Here is a 17,374-nt window from a genome sequence, read left to right on the forward strand (position 1 = left end):
ACCATGCCCAAGTACTTCGATCCGCATATCCATATGGTCAGCCGCACCACCGACGACTACCAGAACATGGCGGCCGCCGGCATCACCGGGGTGATCGAGCCGGCGTTCTGGCAGGGCCAGGCCAGGACCAGCGTCGGCAGCTTCGTGGACTACTTCGACACCCTGCTGGGCTGGGAGCGCTTTCGCGCCAGCATGTTCGGCATCCATCACTTCTGCACCATCGGCCTTAACCCAAAGGAGGCCAATGACCTGTCGGTGGCCAACGAAGTGCTGGAGGTGCTGCCGCGCTATCTGGTGAAGGACGGTGTGGTGGCGGTCGGCGAGATCGGCTACGACGACATCACCCCTGAAGAGGACCGCTTTCTGGCCGCTCAACTGGAGCTGGCCAGGCAGTTCAATCTGCCGGTGCTGGTGCACACCCCGCACCGCGACAAGATCGGCGGCACCAAGCGTACCCTGGCCGTGATCCGTGAAGTCGGGATCGCCGAGCATCTGGTGATCATCGACCACCTCAACGAACTGACCCTGCCGCTGGTGCTGGACAGCGACTGCTGGCGCGGCCACTCGATCTACCCCAACACCAAGATGTCGGAGACGCGCATGGTCGCGCTGCTCCAGCAGTACGGCACGGAAAAGATGGTGGTCAACAGCGCCGCCGACTGGGGCATCAGCGACCCGCTCAAGGTGCCGAAGACAGGCCAGGCGATGCTGGACGCCGGCTTCAGCGAAGCCCAGGTCGAAAAGGTGCTGTTCCACAACCCGGTGGACTTCTTCGCCCAGAGCGGCCAGCTCGACAAGGCGCTGGTCGGCACACCGTTGCCCATCGATCAGCGTCGCCAGTGGCAGGAAAACTCCGCCCTGCGCGGTCAGGATCCGGTGATCAAATGAGCGCAGCCGCCGGTTGGACGGCCGCCCAGGTCGGCTATTGCAGCAACGTGCATCCGACCCATGACCTGGCTGGGCTGCGGGCCTCCATCGAGCGGCACTTTCAGAGTGTGCGCCGGCTGCGGGGCTTCAGCGAACAGGACAGCGGCCTGTGGATCTGCGCCCGCGCCGCCGCCGAACTGCGGCAGGCGCCGGCACGTTCGCGGTTCCTGAGCCTGCTGCAACAAAAGGGCCTGCGCCTGACCTCGCTGAACGGCTTTCCTTACGGGCAGTTCCATGACGGCGCGGTGAAGGCCGAGGTCTACCTGCCCGACTGGTCCATGCCGCAACGCCTGGACTACAGCCTCGACCTGGCGCACCTGCTGGCGCAGGCCTTGCCGGCGGACTGCCCTCAGGGCGTGATTTCCACCGTCCCCTTGGGTTATGCCGCCGGCTGGAGCCCGGCGTTGCAGCAGCGGGCCGAGGATCAGTTGCGCCAGCTCACGGCCTCGCTGGCCAGGCTGCACCGGGAAACGGGCAAGAAGATCGTGTTCTGTCTGGAGATGGAGCCCGATTGCGTCTTGGAGAACACCGACCAGGCCATCGCGTTCTTGCGCCATTGGCGAACGGTCGATCCGAACCATGGCCATCTGGCGCTGTGTTTCGACGTCTGCCATCAGGCCGTGATGTTCGAAGACTGTCATCAGTCGCTGAACCGGCTGCGTCAGGCCGGGGTGCCGGTCGGCAAGATCCAGCTGTCCAACGCGCTGATCTGCCGCCTGGCCGGTCTGGACGAAAATCGCGCCAAACAGGTCCTCGAGGTATTGAGCGCTTTTTCCGAAACCACCTACCTGCATCAGGTCAAGGCACGGGATGCCGAGGGCCGCTTGATGGCCTGGCCGGACCTGCCCGGCGCGCTTGACGATTGCGCGAAACATCCGGGGCGCTACCCCGAACTGAGGATCCACTTCCACGTGCCGCTGTTCAGCGAACACTTGCTGTTGCCTGAACTCAGCGGCAGTCAGATCGCCCTGGCGCAGACCTTTGACTATCTGGCCGAGCACAAGGACTTTCGTCCCGTGCTGGAGGTGGAAACCTACAGCTGGGGCGTTCTGCCTGCCTCACTGCGGCCCGCCGATGAGCAGGCCCTGCTCGCGGGGATCGGCGCCGAGCTGCGCTGGGTCGAGACGCAACTTAGTCAGCGGCGCCTGCTGCAAGCCCAGGTACAGGAGGTTGGCGCCGATGCCCTCTGAACGCCCGCGTCAACCGCTGATGCTGATCAACGTGGTCGGGCTGACCCCGGCGCTGCTGGGGCCGAACACGCCGCACATCAATGCGCTGCTGAAGACGGCGCAGATGGCCAGCCTGCAGCCGTCGTTTCCGGCCGTCACCTCCACCGTGCAGGCGTCGATCCTCACCGGGCTGCCGCCCTCCGGGCACGGCATCGTCGGCAATGGCTGGTACTTTCGCGATCAGGCCGAAGTGCGTTTCTGGCTGCAGCCCAACGCGCTGATCCAGGGCGAGAAGGTCTGGGACGTGCTCAAGCGCGAGCTGCCGGGCTTTCGCTGCAGCCAGTTGTTCTGGTGGTACAACATGTACGCGAACGTGGACGCCTCGATCACCCCGCGCCCGCATTACCCGGCCGACGGCCGCAAACTGTTCGGCCTCTATTCGTCGCCGCCGGGCCTGCACGAGCGCATCGAGGCGCAGATCGGCGAGTTCCCGTTTCCGGGCTTCTGGGGGCCGGCGGCCGGCATCGCCTCCAGCCGCTGGATCGTCGATTGCGCCCTGCTCGAATTCCGGCTCAACCGGCCAGACCTGCAACTGATCTACCTGCCCCACCTCGACTACAGCCTGCAACGGGTGGGCCCCGATCACTCGTCGGTCGCCGCCGAAGTGCAGGCCATCGACCAGGAAGTCGGCCGCCTCCTGGACTTCGCCGGGGAACAGGGCACGGCGGTGATGCTGCTGTCCGAGTACGGGATCGAAGCCGTCGAACGCTCGGTGTCGATCAACCGCACGCTGCGCGCGGAAGGCCTGCTGCAGGTGCGCCAGTCGCTGACCTGGGAGCTGTTGGATCCGGGGGCCAGCGCCGCCTTCGCCGTGGTCGATCATCAAGTCGCGCACATCTATGTGAAGCACGCCCGTGACATTCCGCGGGTCAAGGCACTGCTGCAACGGGAATCCGGCATCGAACAGGTGCTGGACAAAAGCGAACAGCGCGCCCGGCAACTGGATCACCCGCGCAGCGGCGACCTGGTGGCCGTCGCCGCCCCAGGGCACTGGTTCGACTACCGCTACTGGCTCGACGACCGCAAGGCGCCCGACTTCGCCCGCACCGTGGACATCCACCGCAAGCCGGGCTACGACCCGCTGGAGCTGTTCATCGACCCCGCCATCCGCTTTCCGAAACTCAAAGTGGCGCGCCGCCTGCTGCAAAAGAAGCTCGGCTTTCGCTACTACATGGACCTGATTCCGCTGGACACGGCCATGGTCCGCGGCAGCCATGGCCGCCCGCCTGCCGACGAACAGAGCGGCCCTTTGCTCATCACCGATTGCGACCTGCCGTTGCCGCAGCGTTTGGCGGCGACGGCGGTCCATCAACTGCTCCTGCAGCATTTCCTGGGGCAGACCTACACCCACCTGGCCAATGCCAAGGAGCTCACATGCGGCGAGCCATCTCCATAACCGTTCTCAGTACCCTGGCAGGATTAGCCCAGGCGGGAACGAACGACACCTTCGATTGCAGCAACTTCCTGCAATTCGGCGGAGACCTGAACAAGACCCGGGCCGAATTCGCGCAAAGCCCGGAAACCATGAGCTGGAACTGGTTCGCCTGCCTGAACCAACCGGCCTCCGCGAACAGCCCCGACCGGGTCTGGGAAACCATGAAACCGTCGGATCAGGTGTACCTGAGCAACGGTGCCCAGCCCCTGCCCTACGCCCAGCGCGTACCGACGCCCCAGGCCGTGCTGGACAAGGCCAGGCAGCAACAGATGAACCTGAGCCGGGTGTTCCACAACCTCAACGCCGTCCAGCAGGTCGACGGACTGATCCTGGAAATGGGCGGTGACGTGCCAGAGGCCGAACGCGGCAAACCGGTGCGGTTCCAGCTGCTGATGGGCGAAGGCACCTTCGACTACATCGTCGAGAAGCAGGTCTACAACATGAACGGTCAGTACGCGCTGACCGGCAACCTGGCCTTCCCCTCCGACGCCTGGGAACTGAAGTCCGGCTGGCTGTGGATCGGCAATGACGCGGCCTACCAGAAGCGGCTGGAAGACGATGGCTACTACATCGCCCAGGCCTACTACCAGGACAAGGACGGGTATCAGGTGGGCTATGCCGCGCTGAGCGCCCTGCACGTGATCAACAAGCTGAACCCCGGCTGGGTCTGGACCACCTTCGAGAACCGCAACAACAGCAAGTACACCGTGACCAATGCGATTCCGCCCACGCCGATGACCAACAGCACCGGCCCCACCGCTGCGGCGCAGCCGGTCAACACGCAGTTCCAGGGCCAGTTCCCGCCGTTGGCGCAATACGAACAGATCGGCACTCAGATTCGGACGACTCCCACCCTGCTCGCCAACTCCCAGCTGGAGTCGGCCTTCCAGAGCCAGTCCTCGTGCTTCGCCTGCCACGACACGGCCGCGTACTCGAAGAAGGACGGCTACTTCAATTTCGCTCTGAAACAGCAAGGAGGCATCGTTTACCCCACTGCCTTGGTGCCGGCATCGGACTTTGCCGGTTACAACAAACTGGATTTTGTCTGGTCGCTGAAGCGCGCCCAGTGGCAACGCTAAGGAGCATGACATGAGCGTACTGAACTTCCCCCGCATCTACATGAACGGCCATATGTTCTGGAACCCGCCGACGGCCAACAACAACGACACCTACCCGCTCTACGACGCAGTGAAGATGGAGATGAACTGGCGCTTCCTGGAGCACTACAACGTCACACCGGAAAATGCCGCCACCGACCTGATGCCATGGATCATCGCCCCGCGGGTGCTGCACGAGGCGCCTGCCTACGTCACCCAGGTGCCGGGCAACGTCGGCATGAGCTCCCCCACCATGCTTCCGGGCGAATGGGACCTGTTCGGCGATAACGCCTGCGGCACCGTCAACTACGACCAGACCCGCTCCGTCATCATCGGCGGCGAGCTCCCGAACGGCGGCTACGTCAATCAGGATCCGTTGATCAACCAGACCTACAACCTGTTCGGCAACCCGTTCGGCAGCACCAGCCCCACCGCGGCCCGCTTCGTCGACGTCAGCCCCTGGCAGAACACTTTCACGGCGCTGTACTTCGACAAACTGGTGCTGGGCGACGACCAGTGCGGCCTGACGCTCAACCGGCAGTACCGGATGCTGGACCGCTTCCTCAACTTCAACTGGGCGGCGACACTGCGCGGCCTGATCTACGTGACCGTCACCTGGCAAACCTGCTTCCCGAGGGAGAACCTGAGTTGGGCGATCGGCGATTCCGCCCTGCTGCGCAACCTCAAGGAACAGATGGAACAACAGAACGCCCAAGGTTTGATGTTCCGGTTTTCCTCCTACCTGACCTGCTACGACAGGAACGGCGTGTTCAACAACTACCCGTTCGTCGACACCCGTTCCGATTCACCCTTGGCGTTGGCTCAACTGCAGGACATGTACCAGAAAGGGCTGGACAACGTCGGCAGCATTTTCTTCAACCCGGCCTACAGCCGCACATCAGGCACCCTGGGCCTGTGGCTGGACGGCGAGTACCCGACGGCGCCGTCCGGTCGGCGCCTGGTTCCGGCCAAACCGGTTCCCGTCACCGGTGTCGGACAACCCAATAACGAGGTGTCACTGGGCGTCATCTCGGCGCAGGCCCACGGCGACACCCTGTCGCTGGATCTGCTGAACACCTTCCCCAGCTATGCGTTCGACTCGAAGGCCCCCATACCGGTGGCGGAAAAGTTCGATGCCGGCACCTACACGCTCGGGATGCGCCAAGGCGACCAATTCACCCCGTTGGTCGATTTCGGCTTCAAGGAATACCGGCAGTCCGAGTTCGACAAACGCTCGGGCATCCTCGATCTGCCGCTCGACGCCGAAGCACAGAAGCAACTGCAAAGCGGCACCCTCGAGCTGCAAATGCGGGCATCTTCGCCCGTGGTGGCCGCGACCCAGGAGATGTGGACCGCCGAGGTGGTCGAAAGCGGCAGCTTCATCGACGTGGGCGAACGCCGCACGCTGCACATCATGGTGCAGTACGACGGCCAGCCGGCGCCGGCCGGCACCGTGCTGACGGTGGCGGAATACAGCAACCCCTACCTCGTCGGCACGTCCGACTACTACCTGACGTTCAGCAACCACGCCGACTTCACCCTGTTCATCGATCACCCGCAAGACCGTTCGAAGAACAGCCCCAACCTGCCGCAGTTCGAAGGCATGCCGGCCGTCGCACGCAGGGTCAACGACGGCACGGGCCGTCAGATCGTCGCAACCCGCATAGCCGAGGCGTCCCCCACCGAGCAGCCGGTCAGCTACCTGCAATACCTGCCGACGCCCGGTTCGGTGTCCCTGAGCCCCTGCCTGTCGTTCGAGAATCCCATCCTGGCCGAAGGTCAGTTGCAGGATGAACCGAACGGCTCGGTGCAGTACACCTACACCCGGATCCAGACCGACGCCAACGGCGTTGCCCTGTTGACCGTCACCGGACGGGCGGCGGGCTTCCCGACCCTGCGCTTCTTCCTGCACGACAGCGGGCAGCCGCCGTCGATCCCCTTCAGTTTCGCGTCGGGGCAGGCCTACCTCGATTTCCTCGCACCGCTGCGCGTCCTGCCGCAGGAGCCGCAGATGCAGCAGGATTTCGTCGACGAGTGGAACCGCATCTACCAGCAACCCGATGCCGGCGAGCTGATCTGGAAGACCTTCATCTATCCGCGCATCCTGGAGCCCTTCTATTACCTGTACCCGATCATGAACAAGTACATGCCGCTCAATTCGCTGCCGCGGATCGAGGGTGCCATCGACCAGTTCATCGTGCTGATCAGCAAGGAGTATCAGGAGGAAAGCACCCTGGCGATGCCCATTACCCGGGACCTGCCGCAGAGCCGTCGGGCGATCCTGGAGCTGTGGGCGAATGCGCTGGTCAAGCATAACTACCCGCCCTTCCCGCTCAGCCTGAGCGACTACCCGCCACGCAAAGCCTGAAACGGCGGCGCTTCACGCAGGAACGCCGGGTGACAGGCCTGTCACCCGGCACTTGTCCACGGAGAGAGACCCATGCCAATGCACATCCCGGCGCAGCCCCGCGAGGCCTTGCGCCCCCAGACGATCATCGCCGAAGGCCTGCTGAACCCACGCGGCGTCTGCGCCCAGGACGACGGCAGCCTGCTGCTGGCCGAGGCCGGTTCGGGCCTGCCGGACGAACCGTTCAGCGGCCGGATCAGCCGGCTGCGACCCGATCCGCGCAACCCCGGCGCCTACCTGCCACGGGAAACCCTGGCGCAGGGCTTTCGCGCCATGAACATGCAGGCCCGCATGCTGCGGGATGAAATCATGGGGCTTTCGGACATCGCGCTCGGCGACGGCCGCTGCCTGGCCAGCCTGACCGATTACGTCGAAGGCTCCAAACTGCTCGACCTGCAATACAGCCCGCCTGAGCCGGTGTGCCACAGCCGGGGCAACCTCAATGCGCTGTGCTATCACCCGACCCGCCGCAGTTGGCTGGCGGTCAAGCCCGATACCAACCAGTTGGTGGAGTTCAGGCCCGGGCAAGAGGAACGTGTGCTGGTTCAGTTGCCCGAACTGGAACAAGGCCAGGAAGCGGTGCCCGTCACCCTGGTGCACGAACCGGCGACGGACGCCATGCTGATCAGCCTGTTCTCCGGCGAACTGCACGGCGATCCGGATCGCAAGGGCACCGACTTCGCCGACAAGGCCGGCCAGGTGATCCGGGTGTGGCCGGACAGCGGACAGATCGAGCGCCTGATCGACGGCCTGCAACTGCCCACCGGGCTGGCCCTGACTCCCGAGGGCGACGTGCTGGTGCTGGAACTCTGCGACCGCCTGCAGCAACCCCTGACCGCCGACTGGCACGGCGAGCCCCGGCACGGCGGCTTCACCCGCTTCACCGGCCGACTGCTGCGCTGCGACCTGAAAACCGCCCAAGTGACCGTGCTCGCCCGCGACCTCGACACCCCCTCCAACTTGTGCGTGCTGCCGGACGCGGTGCTGATCAGCGAAGGCATGGGCCTGACGGGCCGACCGCTGCCCACGCCGGAGGGCGGCGTGGCAGCGTTGAGTGGGCGGTTGCGTCGGGTGGGGTTCTGAGGGGGGCTGATTTCGGTTTCCGGATCCGCGGAAGTTCTCCGTCAGGCACTGCCTTCAGAAGCGCTCGCGTTGAAGGCTCGACACGCCATTGAATGCGCCCGGCACTTGCGGCTGTCCCTCCTAAGCTGTGAGGATAGCGGCTTTGTCGCCAAGACCGGGCAAGCGCCTTTGCCGTGGAAGAGATTCGGATTGATTGACTGATGATTAAGAATGCGCCGCAAGCGCGCTACCAACGCGCGAAGGATTTCGTGCAAGGCAAGCTTCGCGCCGGGGTCTGGAAACCCGGCGACCTGATTCCTTCCGAGCATCAACTGGTGCAGGAACTGGGCATGTCGCGCATGACGGTCAACCGTGCCCTGCGCGAACTGGCCGACGAAGGCCATCTGGTGCGGATCTCGGGGGTCGGCACGTTTGTGGCCGAGAGCAAGCCGCAGTCTAACCTGCTGCGCATCACCAACATCGCCGACGAAATCATCGCCCGGGGGCACAGCTACACCTGCAAGGTGCTGCACCTGGGACGTGAGGCCGCCTCGATGCAAGTGGCCGCCGCGCTGGCGTTGCCGACGGGAGCGTCGGTGTTTCATTTGATCTGTGTGCACAGCGAAGAAGGCGTGCCGGTGCAGTTGGAGGATCGCTACGTCAATCCCGAGATGGTGCCGGAGTTTCTGCAGCAGGAATTCGGCGAAGGCCTGCAGCCGGCCCGTTATCTGTTGCAGGTCATCCGGCCGGATGAGATGGAGCACATCGTCGAGGCCAGCCATCCCAGCGGCGATGAGAGCAAATACATGCAGATCGATGACAACGAGCCCTGCCTGGTGCTCATGCGCCGGACCTGGAACCAGGGCAAGATCGTCACCTATGTTCGCCTGGTCCACCCGTCGTCGCGCTACCGTCTGGGCAGCCGCCTTCCGGTCAATGGCGCCCACAGGGAGAGTTGATACCTCAGGGCTCCACCGGCTTCAAAATCGAATCGCCAGCAGGCTGGCTCCTACAGGAACACGCATTTCACTGTAGGAGCCAGCCTGCTGGCGAATGGGCCTTACAGGCTCGGCAGCAGCTTCGCCGGCACCAGCGCGTTCAGGCAGCGCGATGCCAGCAGCCCGGTCGCTGCGTCGATGTCCGGCGCGAAGAAGCGGTCCTTCTCGTAGAACGGCACCTCGGCGCGCAGGGCCGCGCGGGCCTGCTCCAGCGCCGGCGAGCTCTTCAGCCCGTCGCGCAGGTCCAGCCCCTGGGCCGCCGCCAGCCACTCCACCGCGAGGATCCCGCGGGTGTTCTCGGCCATCTCCCACAGGCGCTTGCCGGCGGCCGGGGCCATCGACACGTGGTCTTCCTGGTTGGCGGAGGTCGGCAGGCTGTCCACCGAGTGCGGATGGGCCAGCGCCTTGTTCTCGCTGGCCAGCGCCGCCGCCGTCACCTGGGCGATCATGAAGCCGGAGTTCACCCCACCGTTGGCCACCAGGAACGGCGGCAGCTGCGACATGTGCTTGTCCATCATCAGCGAGATGCGCCGCTCGCTCAGGGAGCCGATCTCGGCGATGGCCAGGGCCATGTTGTCGGCGGCCATGGCCACCGGCTCGGCGTGGAAGTTGCCGCCGGAAATCACGTCGCCCTCGGCGGCGAACACCAGCGGGTTGTCGGACACCGCGTTGGCCTCAATTGCCAGCACCTCGGCGGCCTGGCGGAACTGGGTCAGGCAGGCGCCCATGACCTGCGGCTGGCAGCGCAGGGAGTACGGATCCTGCACCTTCTCGCAGTTCTGGTGCGAGTCGGACACCTCGCTGCGCTCGCCCAGCAGGTGGCGGTACGCGGCGGCCGCGTCGATCTGGCCTTTCTGGCCGCGGGCGGCGTGGATGCGCGCGTCGAACGGCGAGCGCGAACCGAGCACCGCCTCGACGGTCAGGCCGCCCACGGCCAGCGCGCCGGCGAACAGGTCCTCGCCCTCGAACAGGCCGCGCAGGGCGAACGCGGTGGACACCTGGGTGCCGTTGAGCAGCGCCAGGCCCTCCTTCGCCGCCAGGGTCAGCGGCTTGAGGCCGGCGACCTTCAGCGCCTCGACGGCCGGCAGCCATTCGCCCTTGTGACGCGCCTTGCCCTCGCCCAGCAGCACCAGCGACATGTGCGCCAGCGGCGCGAGGTCGCCGGAGGCGCCGACCGAGCCCTTGAGCGGGATGTGCGGATAGACCTCGGCGTTGACCAGTGCGATCAGCGCGTCGATCACCTGCCGGCGGATGCCGGAGAAGCCGCGGCTCAGGCTGTTGACCTTGAGCACCATGATCAGGCGGCACAGCGCGTCGCTGACCGGCTCGCCGACGCCGGCGGCGTGGGACAGCACCAGCGAACGCTGCAGGTTCTCAAGGTCGGCGCTGGCGATGCGGGTCGAGGCCAGCAGGCCGAAGCCGGTGTTGATGCCGTAGGCGGTGCGGTTCTCGGCGATGATCCGCTCGACGCAGGCGACGCTGGCGTCGATCTGCGCCGAGGCGCTGTCGTCTAGGGTCAGCGTGACCGGGTTCTGGTAGACGTCACGCAGTTGGGCCAGGGTGAGTTGGCCGGGGGTCAGGTTCAATGCAGTCATGCTCAAGCTCCTTTAGCGTTAGTGATCATCGGCAGGTTCAGGCCCTGCTCTTTCGCGCAGTCGATCGCAATCTGGTAACCGGCATCGGCGTGACGCATCACCCCGGTGCCCGGGTCGTTGTGCAGCACGCGGGCGATGCGCTCGGCCGCCTCGTCGGTGCCGTCACAGACGATCACCATCCCCGAGTGCTGCGAGAAGCCCATGCCCACACCGCCGCCGTGGTGCAGCGACACCCAGGTCGCGCCGCTCGCGGTGTTCAGCAGCGCGTTGAGCAGCGGCCAGTCGGACACGGCGTCGGAGCCGTCCTGCATCGATTCGGTCTCGCGGTTCGGGCTCGACACCGAGCCGGAGTCCAGGTGGTCGCGGCCGATCACGATCGGCGCCGACAGCTCGCCGCTGCGCACCATCTCGTTGAACGCCAGGCCCAGCTTGGCGCGCAGGCCCAGGCCGACCCAGCAGATGCGCGCCGGCAGGCCCTGGAAGCTGATGCGCTCGCGCGCCATGTCCAGCCAGTTGTGCAGGTGCGCGTCGTCCGGGATCAGCTCCTTGACCTTGGCGTCGGTCTTGTAGATGTCCTGCGGGTCGCCCGACAGCGCCGCCCAGCGGAACGGGCCGATGCCGCGGCAGAACAGCGGACGGATGTAGGCCGGCACGAAGCCGGGGAAGTCGAAGGCGTTCTCCACGCCCTCTTCCTGGGCCATCTGGCGGATGTTGTTGCCGTAGTCGAAGGTCGGCACGCCCATCTTCTGGAAGTCCAGCATCGCCTTCACGTGCACCGCCATCGACTGCTTGGCGGCCTTGACCACCGCCGCCGGCTCGGTCTTGGCGCGGGCGCGGTACTCGTCCCAGGTCCAGCCGGCCGGCAGGTAGCCGTTGAGCGGGTCGTGGGCGCTGGTCTGGTCGGTGACCATGTCCGGACGCACGCCGCGGCGCACCAGCTCCGGCAGGATCTCGGCGGCGTTGCCGCACAGGGCGATGGAGATCGCCTTGCCTTCGGCGGTGTACTTGGCGATGCGCGCCAGGGCGTCGTCCAGGTCCTTGGCCTGCTCGTCGACGTAGCGGGTCTTGAGGCGGAAGTCGATGCTCACCTGCTGGCATTCGATGTTCAGCGAGCAGGCGCCGGCCAGGGTCGCGGCCAGCGGCTGCGCGCCGCCCATGCCGCCCAGGCCTGCGGTCAGCACCCATTTGCCGGTGAGGTTGTCGTTGTAGTGCTGGCGGCCAGCCTCGACGAAGGTCTCGTAGGTGCCCTGGACGATGCCCTGGCTGCCGATGTAGATCCAGCTGCCGGCGGTCATCTGGCCGTACATGGCCAGGCCCTTGGCGTCCAGTTCGTTGAAGTGCTCCCAGGTCGCCCAGTGCGGCACCAGGTTGGAGTTGGCGATCAGCACGCGCGGGGCGTTGGCGTGGGTCTTGAACACGCCGACCGGCTTGCCCGACTGCACCAGCAGGGTCTCGTCGTCGTTGAGGTGGGTCAGGCTCTCGACGATCTTGTCGTAGCACTCCCAGTTGCGCGCCGCACGGCCGATGCCGCCGTAGACCACCAGCTCTTTCGGGTTCTCGGCCACCTGCGGGTCGAGGTTGTTCATCAGCATGCGCAGCGGCGCTTCGGTCAGCCAGCTCTTGGCGGTCAGCTGGTTGCCGCGGGGGGCGCGGATTTCGACGTCGCGAAAACGGGTTGGCTTGCTCACCGTGAATCCTCTTGAATCGGCAGTCGTGCCGTTTTGTTGTTGTGGATTGGAGTAAATACAAACATGTATATACAGGATCAATCAAGCGAAATTTGACGACCTGTGCGCTACCTGTCGCTTCGGGTGAAAGGAATGGGCTAACAATGGAAAACGAGCGGCCGGACGGCCGCTCAAAAGGCTGGAACGTTACTTCAGGTTGCCGCTGAGGAACTGCTGCAGGCGCTCGCTCTTGGGGTTGCCCAGCACCTCCTCGGGCACGCCCTGCTCTTCCACCCGCCCTTGGTGCAGGAACAGCACCTGGTTCGACACCTTGCGGGCAAAACTCATCTCGTGGGTGACCATGATCATGGTGCGCCCCTCTTCGGCCAGCCCCTGGATCACCTTGAGCACCTCGCCCACCAGTTCCGGGTCCAGGGCCGAGGTCGGCTCGTCGAACAGCATGATCTCCGGCTCCATGCTCAAGGCTCGGGCGATGGCGACCCGCTGCTGCTGGCCGCCGGAGAGAAACGCCGGGTACTGATCGGCGACCCGCGCCGGCAGGCCGACCTTGTCCAGGTAGCGCCGGGCGCGCTCTTCAGCGTCCTTCTTGCTCACGCCCAGCACCCGGCGCGGGGCCAGGGTGATGTTGTCCAGCACTGTCATGTGACTCCACAGGTTGAAGTGCTGGAACACCATGGCCAGGCGCGTGCGCAGGCGCTGCAACTCGTCGGCGTCGGCCACGCGCATGCCGTGCCGGTCGTGGACCATGCGGATCGGCTGGTTGTCCAGGCTCATGGCACCGTCGTTGGGCGTCTCCAGGAAGTTGATGCAGCGCAGGAACGTGCTCTTGCCGGAGCCGCTGGCGCCGATGAGGCTGATCACGTCGCCGGTCTTGGCGCTCAGCGAAACGCCCTTCAGGACTTCGTGGTTGCCGTAGCTTTTGTGCAGGTTTTCAACGGTCAGTTTGTACATGGGCAAACCTTTCGAATTAGTGGGCCGGGCCAAGGAAGGACAACCAGCGCCGTTCCGCCAGGCGGAACAGGCTGACCAGCGAGAACGTGACGGCCAGGTAGATCGCCGCCGCGATGCCGAACGACTGGAAGGTCAGGAACGTCGCCGAATTGGCGTCCCGCGCGACCTTGAGGATGTCCGGCACGGTGGCGGTGAACGCCACAGTGGTCGAGTGCAGCATCAGGATCACTTCGTTGCTGTAGTACGGCAGCGACCGGCGCAGGGCCGACGGAATGATCAGGTAGACGTAGAGCCTCCAGCCGCGCAGGCCGTAGGCCTTGGCGGCCTCGACTTCGCCGTGGTTCATGCTGCGGATCGCCCCGGCGAAGATCTCCGTGGTGTAGGCGCAGGTGTTCAGGGCGAAGGCCAGGATGGTGCAGTTCATCGCGTCGCGAAAGAACGCGTCGAGCATCGGCTGGGCGCGCACCGCCGCGATGCTGTAGATCCCCGTGTAGCAGATCAACAACTGTATATACAGCGGCGTGCCGCGGAACAGGTAGGTGTAGAACTGCACCGGCCAACGCACCAGGGCATTGGACGAGACCCGGGCGATGGACAGCGGCACCGACAGCACGAAGCCGATGAAGATCGAGGCGCTGAGCAGCCAGAGGGTCATGGCCAGGCCGGTGATGTGGTAGCCGTCGTGGAAAAGGAACGGTTTCCAGTATTCCTGCAGGAGCTCGATCATCGTACGGCCTCCCGGGTGCCGGCGGCGTAGAAGATCTCCAGCCGACGCAAGACGTAGTTGGAGACGGTGGTGACCAGCAGGTAGATCAGCGCCGCCAGCACCAGGAAGAAGAACAGTTGATACGAACTCTTGCCGGCGTCCTGGGCCACCTTGACCAGGTCGGCCAGGCCGATGATCGACACCAGCGCCGTGGCCTTGAGGATGACCATCCAGTTGTTGCCGATGCCCGGCAGGGCGAAACGCATCATCTGCGGGAACACCACCAGGCGAAAGCGCTGCATGCGGGTCAGGCCGTAGGCGGTGGCGGCTTCCATCTGCCCGCGGGGCACGGCGAGGATGGCGCCGCGGAAGGTCTCGGTGAAGTACGCCCCGTAGATGAAGCCCAGGGTGATCACCCCGGCGCTGAACGGGTCGATCTCGATGTACTCCCAGCCCATCGCTTCGGTCAGGTTGGTCAGCCAGGTCTGCAGGCTGTAGAAGATCAGCAGCATCAGCACCAGGTCCGGCACCCCGCGGATCAGTGTGGTGTAGGCCTGCGCCGGCATGCGCAGCAAGGCCGTGCGCGACAGCTTGGCGCTGGCGCCGATCAGGCCCAGGAGCACGCTCACCAGCAGGCACAGAAAGGACAGTTTGACCGTCATCCAGGCGCCTTCCAGCAGCAACGGGCCAAAGCCTTTCAGGCTGAAGCCCGACAGCCCCAGCAGCTGCAGCAGTTCATCGAACATCGCGCACCTCCAGGGCAGAGGCGCCAGGCACGCAGCAGGCTTGGGAGCAACGTTGCGGGAAAGGCAGTGGAGCAAGGATCAGAAATGTTTTTTTCATTGTTATTTCCTGAAGACCGACAAGGGCGCTTGCGGCGCACGGGTACTGTTCATGGAACGCAGATGAGGCGATGAAAACGCAAACACCCCGACCCGGGTCTCGAACCGATCCGTGTGTCGAGGTGTTCGGCCGACTCTAATGCACCTATATTTACTTGTACAGACAGGCTTAAGCATTTGGTCGGTTTGTTCGTCATCCCGTCGGGAACCGTGCAAGGCACCCTCCCCGACGGGCCCGTTCGCGCCCCGTCTGCCGTCGGATCAGCCGTTGTCGATATCGAAGTCGAAGTACTTCGCCCGGATCTTCTCGTAGGTGCCGTCGCGGCGGATTTCGGCCAGGGCGGCGTTGATGGCCTGCTTCAGCTCGACGTCATCCTTGCGCAGGCCGATGGAGGCGCCGACGCCCAGGGTCTGGGTGTCGTGCACGGCCTCGCCGGCGAAGCCGAAGTCATGGCCTCGATCGGTTTTGAGGAAGCCCATGTCCGCCTGCACCGTGTCTTGCAGCGCGGCATCCAGTCGCCCCGACAGCAGGTCCTGATACACCAGGTCCTGGTTCTGGTAGGACAACACGTCGACACCGTTCGGCGCCCAGTGGGCCTTGGCGTAGGCTTCCTGGGTCGAGCCCATCTCCACGCCGATGTGCTTGCCTTTGAGCGACTCGACCGCAGGCTTGATGTCCGAGCCCTTGCGGGCCACCAGGCTGGACGGGGTGTGGTAGATCTTGTCCGAGAAGTCGATCTGCTGAAGACGCTTTTCGGTCACGCTCATCGACGACAGGATGCCGTCGAACTTTTTTGCCTTGAGCCCTGGGATCACGCTGTCCCAAGGGCTTTCGACCCACACGCACCTGGCCTTGAGCTCGGCGCAGATGGCGTTGCCGATGTCGATGTCGAAGCCTGTCAGCGTGCCGTCGGGCGCCTTCGATTCGAACGGCGCGTAGCTGGGGTCGACGCCGAAGCGGATCACCGTCCAGTCTTTGGCGTGGACGCCGCCGGCAGCCAGAAACAGGACGAGCGAGAGGATGATTTTGTTCATGTCGGTCTCCGAGGACACATTCGTTCAAAGCCGTGCTTTGAGGTAAGGCCAGCCTGGGTATTTGGACTCATTGTCAGAGGCTGGTCGGGGGAAACATCGGGTCAGGGCTGCGCCAGGAATCGCTCGACCAGGCGCGCCCAATAGGCGGCCCCGACGGGCAGGTTGCTGTCGTTGAAGTCGTAACCGGGGTTGTGCACCATGCAGCCGTCCGCGCCGACACCGTTGCCCAGGCGCAGGAAGCAGCCCGGACGGGCCTGGAGCATGTAGGCGAAGTCTTCGCTGCCCATCAGCAGGTCGGTGTGCGGCACGACCCGGTCAGTGCCCAGCAGTTCTTGCGCCACCGCAATCGCGAAGTCGGTTTCGCGGTCGCTGTTGATCACCACCGGGTAGCCCATGAGGTAATCGATCTCGACTTCGGCGCCGTAGCTGGCGGCCTGCTGCTGCACCAGCTCGGTGATGCGCGACTTGAGCAAGGCACGCACCTGGGCGCTGAACGAGCGCACGCTCAACTCAAGCCGGGCGGTGCCGGGAATGACGTTGTTGGCGGTGCCGGCCTGCAAGACGCCGACCGTCACCACCGCCGGTTGGGTGGGCTCGACGTTGCGCGCCACGACGGTCTGCAGCGCCATCACGATGCTGGAGGCCACCACCACCGGATCCACCGTCAGATGGGGCCGCGCCGCATGGCCGCCGTTGCCCTTGACGGTGATGTAGACGTTGTCGCCCGCCGCCTGTAGCGGCCCGCGGCGGAACAGCATGGTGCCGGCCGGCGCGCCCGGATGGTTGTGCAGGCCGAACACCGCGTCGCAGGGAAAGCGCTCGAACAGGCCGTCCTTGATCATGCTCAGCGCACCGCTGTCGATGCCGTGTTCCTCGGCCGGCTGGAAGTACAGGTGCACGGTGCCGGAAAAGTTGCGCGTCTGCGCCAGGTGACGGGCGGCGCCCAGCAGCATGGTGGTGTGGCCGTCATGGCCGCACGCGTGCATCTTGCCGTGATGGCGGCTGGCGTAGGGCAAGCCGGTCTGCTCCAGGATCGGCAAGGCGTCCATGTCGGCGCGGATGCCGATGCTGCGCGGGCCGTCGCCGACTTTCAGCGTACCGACCACGCCGGTTCTCCCGACGCCGGTGGTCACGGCGTAGCCCCACTCCTCCAGCTTCTTGGCCACCAGCCCGGCCGTCTCCCGTTCCTCGTAGGCCAGCTCGGGATGCTGATGCAGGTGATGGCGTATCGCACGCAGATCGTCGGTCGATTCGGCAAGGTCGGCGACCTCGCAATAACGTCGGGTAGTGTCCATATCGCTTGGCTTCTCTTTGTGATTCCCCCCGTCTGGCGGGGGTGTGAAGCCACAGTAGAGATTGCCGGGTGCCCTGAGAAGATGTATTTTTTTTGCCGATGATCAGC

General features: G+C 65.0%; 14 protein-coding genes. 7 read left to right on the plus strand and 7 right to left on the minus strand.

Features of this window, described 5'->3' with window-relative positions; translation table 11 throughout:
• Nucleotides 1-3: 3 nt before the first annotated feature.
• From KVG96_RS10695 to hutC, 7 genes are all read left to right on the plus strand, one after another.
• Complete coding sequence (locus KVG96_RS10695) at nt 4-888, plus strand: TatD family hydrolase (RefSeq protein ID WP_217892011.1); 885 nt, start codon at nt 4-6, stop codon at nt 886-888.
• Nucleotides 885-2,117, plus strand: coding sequence for a metabolite traffic protein EboE (gene eboE, locus KVG96_RS10700; RefSeq protein WP_217892012.1), 1,233 nt, complete (start codon nt 885-887; stop codon nt 2,115-2,117). The genes KVG96_RS10695 and eboE overlap by 4 nt, the downstream gene beginning before the upstream one ends.
• Nucleotides 2,107-3,552, plus strand: coding sequence for an alkaline phosphatase family protein (locus tag KVG96_RS10705; protein ID WP_217892013.1), 1,446 nt, complete (start codon nt 2,107-2,109; stop codon nt 3,550-3,552). Before eboE ends, KVG96_RS10705 begins: the two co-directional genes overlap by 11 nt.
• The gene (locus KVG96_RS10710) at nt 3,531-4,670 is read left to right on the plus strand and encodes a hypothetical protein (RefSeq protein WP_217892014.1); all 1,140 of its coding nucleotides are present in this window, start codon (nt 3,531-3,533) and stop codon (nt 4,668-4,670) included. The genes KVG96_RS10705 and KVG96_RS10710 overlap by 22 nt, the downstream gene beginning before the upstream one ends.
• A 10-nt stretch (nt 4,671-4,680) precedes the next feature.
• Entirely contained in the window at nt 4,681-7,056 is a 2,376-nt protein-coding gene (locus KVG96_RS10715; RefSeq protein WP_217892015.1) for a hypothetical protein, read from the plus strand.
• A gap of 72 nt (nt 7,057-7,128) precedes the next feature.
• The gene (locus KVG96_RS10720) at nt 7,129-8,178 is read left to right on the plus strand and encodes a hypothetical protein (RefSeq protein ID WP_217892017.1); all 1,050 of its coding nucleotides are present in this window, start codon (nt 7,129-7,131) and stop codon (nt 8,176-8,178) included.
• 200 nt (nt 8,179-8,378) lie between these two features.
• Nucleotides 8,379-9,116: a histidine utilization transcriptional repressor HutC gene (gene hutC / locus KVG96_RS10725; protein ID WP_217892018.1), complete on the plus strand. Its 738-nt coding sequence runs from the start codon at nt 8,379-8,381 to the stop codon at nt 9,114-9,116.
• Nucleotides 9,117-9,217: 101 nt separating this feature from the next.
• Here hutC and hutH read toward each other — a convergent pair whose 3' ends face one another.
• The 7 genes from hutH to KVG96_RS10760 all read right to left on the minus strand — a co-directional run bounded on the left by hutH (nt 9,218) and on the right by KVG96_RS10760 (nt 17,267).
• Nucleotides 9,218-10,750 carry a histidine ammonia-lyase gene (gene hutH, locus KVG96_RS10730; RefSeq protein ID WP_217892019.1) on the minus strand — a complete coding sequence of 511 codons (1,533 nt, stop codon included), beginning with the start codon at nt 10,748-10,750 and terminating at the stop codon, nt 9,218-9,220.
• 2 nt (nt 10,751-10,752) lie between these two features.
• Nucleotides 10,753-12,438 carry a urocanate hydratase gene (gene hutU / locus KVG96_RS10735; RefSeq protein ID WP_217892020.1) on the minus strand — a complete coding sequence of 562 codons (1,686 nt, stop codon included), beginning with the start codon at nt 12,436-12,438 and terminating at the stop codon, nt 10,753-10,755.
• A 186-nt stretch (nt 12,439-12,624) separates the two neighbouring features.
• The gene (locus KVG96_RS10740; protein WP_217892021.1) at nt 12,625-13,389 is read right to left on the minus strand and encodes an ABC transporter ATP-binding protein; all 765 of its coding nucleotides are present in this window, start codon (nt 13,387-13,389) and stop codon (nt 12,625-12,627) included.
• Nucleotides 13,390-13,405: 16 nt separating this feature from the next.
• Nucleotides 13,406-14,116, minus strand: coding sequence for an ABC transporter permease (locus KVG96_RS10745; protein WP_217892022.1), 711 nt, complete (start codon nt 14,114-14,116; stop codon nt 13,406-13,408).
• Complete coding sequence (locus KVG96_RS10750; RefSeq protein WP_217892023.1) at nt 14,113-14,841, minus strand: ABC transporter permease; 729 nt, start codon at nt 14,839-14,841, stop codon at nt 14,113-14,115. Before KVG96_RS10750 ends, KVG96_RS10745 begins: the two co-directional genes overlap by 4 nt.
• Nucleotides 14,842-15,198: 357 nt before the next feature.
• Entirely contained in the window at nt 15,199-15,972 is a 774-nt protein-coding gene (locus KVG96_RS10755; protein WP_217892024.1) for an ABC transporter substrate-binding protein, read from the minus strand.
• Nucleotides 15,973-16,073: 101 nt separating this feature from the next.
• Nucleotides 16,074-17,267 (minus strand): M20 aminoacylase family protein, encoded by a 1,194-nt coding sequence (locus KVG96_RS10760; protein WP_217892025.1) that lies wholly within the window; start codon nt 17,265-17,267, stop codon nt 16,074-16,076.
• Nucleotides 17,268-17,374 lie beyond the last annotated feature (107 nt).

This window comes from Pseudomonas ekonensis, assembly GCF_019145435.1.
GTDB classification, from domain to species: domain Bacteria; phylum Pseudomonadota; class Gammaproteobacteria; order Pseudomonadales; family Pseudomonadaceae; genus Aquipseudomonas; species Aquipseudomonas ekonensis.

Coding starts and splice junctions, on each gene's coding strand:
- KVG96_RS10695 (WP_217892011.1), top strand. CDS start 4: ATGCCCAAGTACTTCGATCCGCATATCCATATGGTCAGCCGCACCACC.
- eboE (WP_217892012.1), top strand. CDS start 885: ATGAGCGCAGCCGCCGGTTGGACGGCCGCCCAGGTCGGCTATTGCAGC.
- KVG96_RS10705 (WP_217892013.1), top strand. CDS start 2,107: ATGCCCTCTGAACGCCCGCGTCAACCGCTGATGCTGATCAACGTGGTC.
- KVG96_RS10710 (WP_217892014.1), top strand. CDS start 3,531: ATGCGGCGAGCCATCTCCATAACCGTTCTCAGTACCCTGGCAGGATTA.
- KVG96_RS10715 (WP_217892015.1), top strand. CDS start 4,681: ATGAGCGTACTGAACTTCCCCCGCATCTACATGAACGGCCATATGTTC.
- KVG96_RS10720 (WP_217892017.1), top strand. CDS start 7,129: ATGCCAATGCACATCCCGGCGCAGCCCCGCGAGGCCTTGCGCCCCCAG.
- hutC (WP_217892018.1), top strand. CDS start 8,379: ATGATTAAGAATGCGCCGCAAGCGCGCTACCAACGCGCGAAGGATTTC.
- hutH (WP_217892019.1), bottom strand. CDS start 10,750: ATGACTGCATTGAACCTGACCCCCGGCCAACTCACCCTGGCCCAACTG.
- KVG96_RS10740 (WP_217892021.1), bottom strand. CDS start 13,389: ATGTACAAACTGACCGTTGAAAACCTGCACAAAAGCTACGGCAACCAC.
- KVG96_RS10745 (WP_217892022.1), bottom strand. CDS start 14,116: ATGATCGAGCTCCTGCAGGAATACTGGAAACCGTTCCTTTTCCACGAC.
- KVG96_RS10750 (WP_217892023.1), bottom strand. CDS start 14,841: ATGTTCGATGAACTGCTGCAGCTGCTGGGGCTGTCGGGCTTCAGCCTG.
- KVG96_RS10755 (WP_217892024.1), bottom strand. CDS start 15,972: ATGAACAAAATCATCCTCTCGCTCGTCCTGTTTCTGGCTGCCGGCGGC.
- KVG96_RS10760 (WP_217892025.1), bottom strand. CDS start 17,267: ATGGACACTACCCGACGTTATTGCGAGGTCGCCGACCTTGCCGAATCG.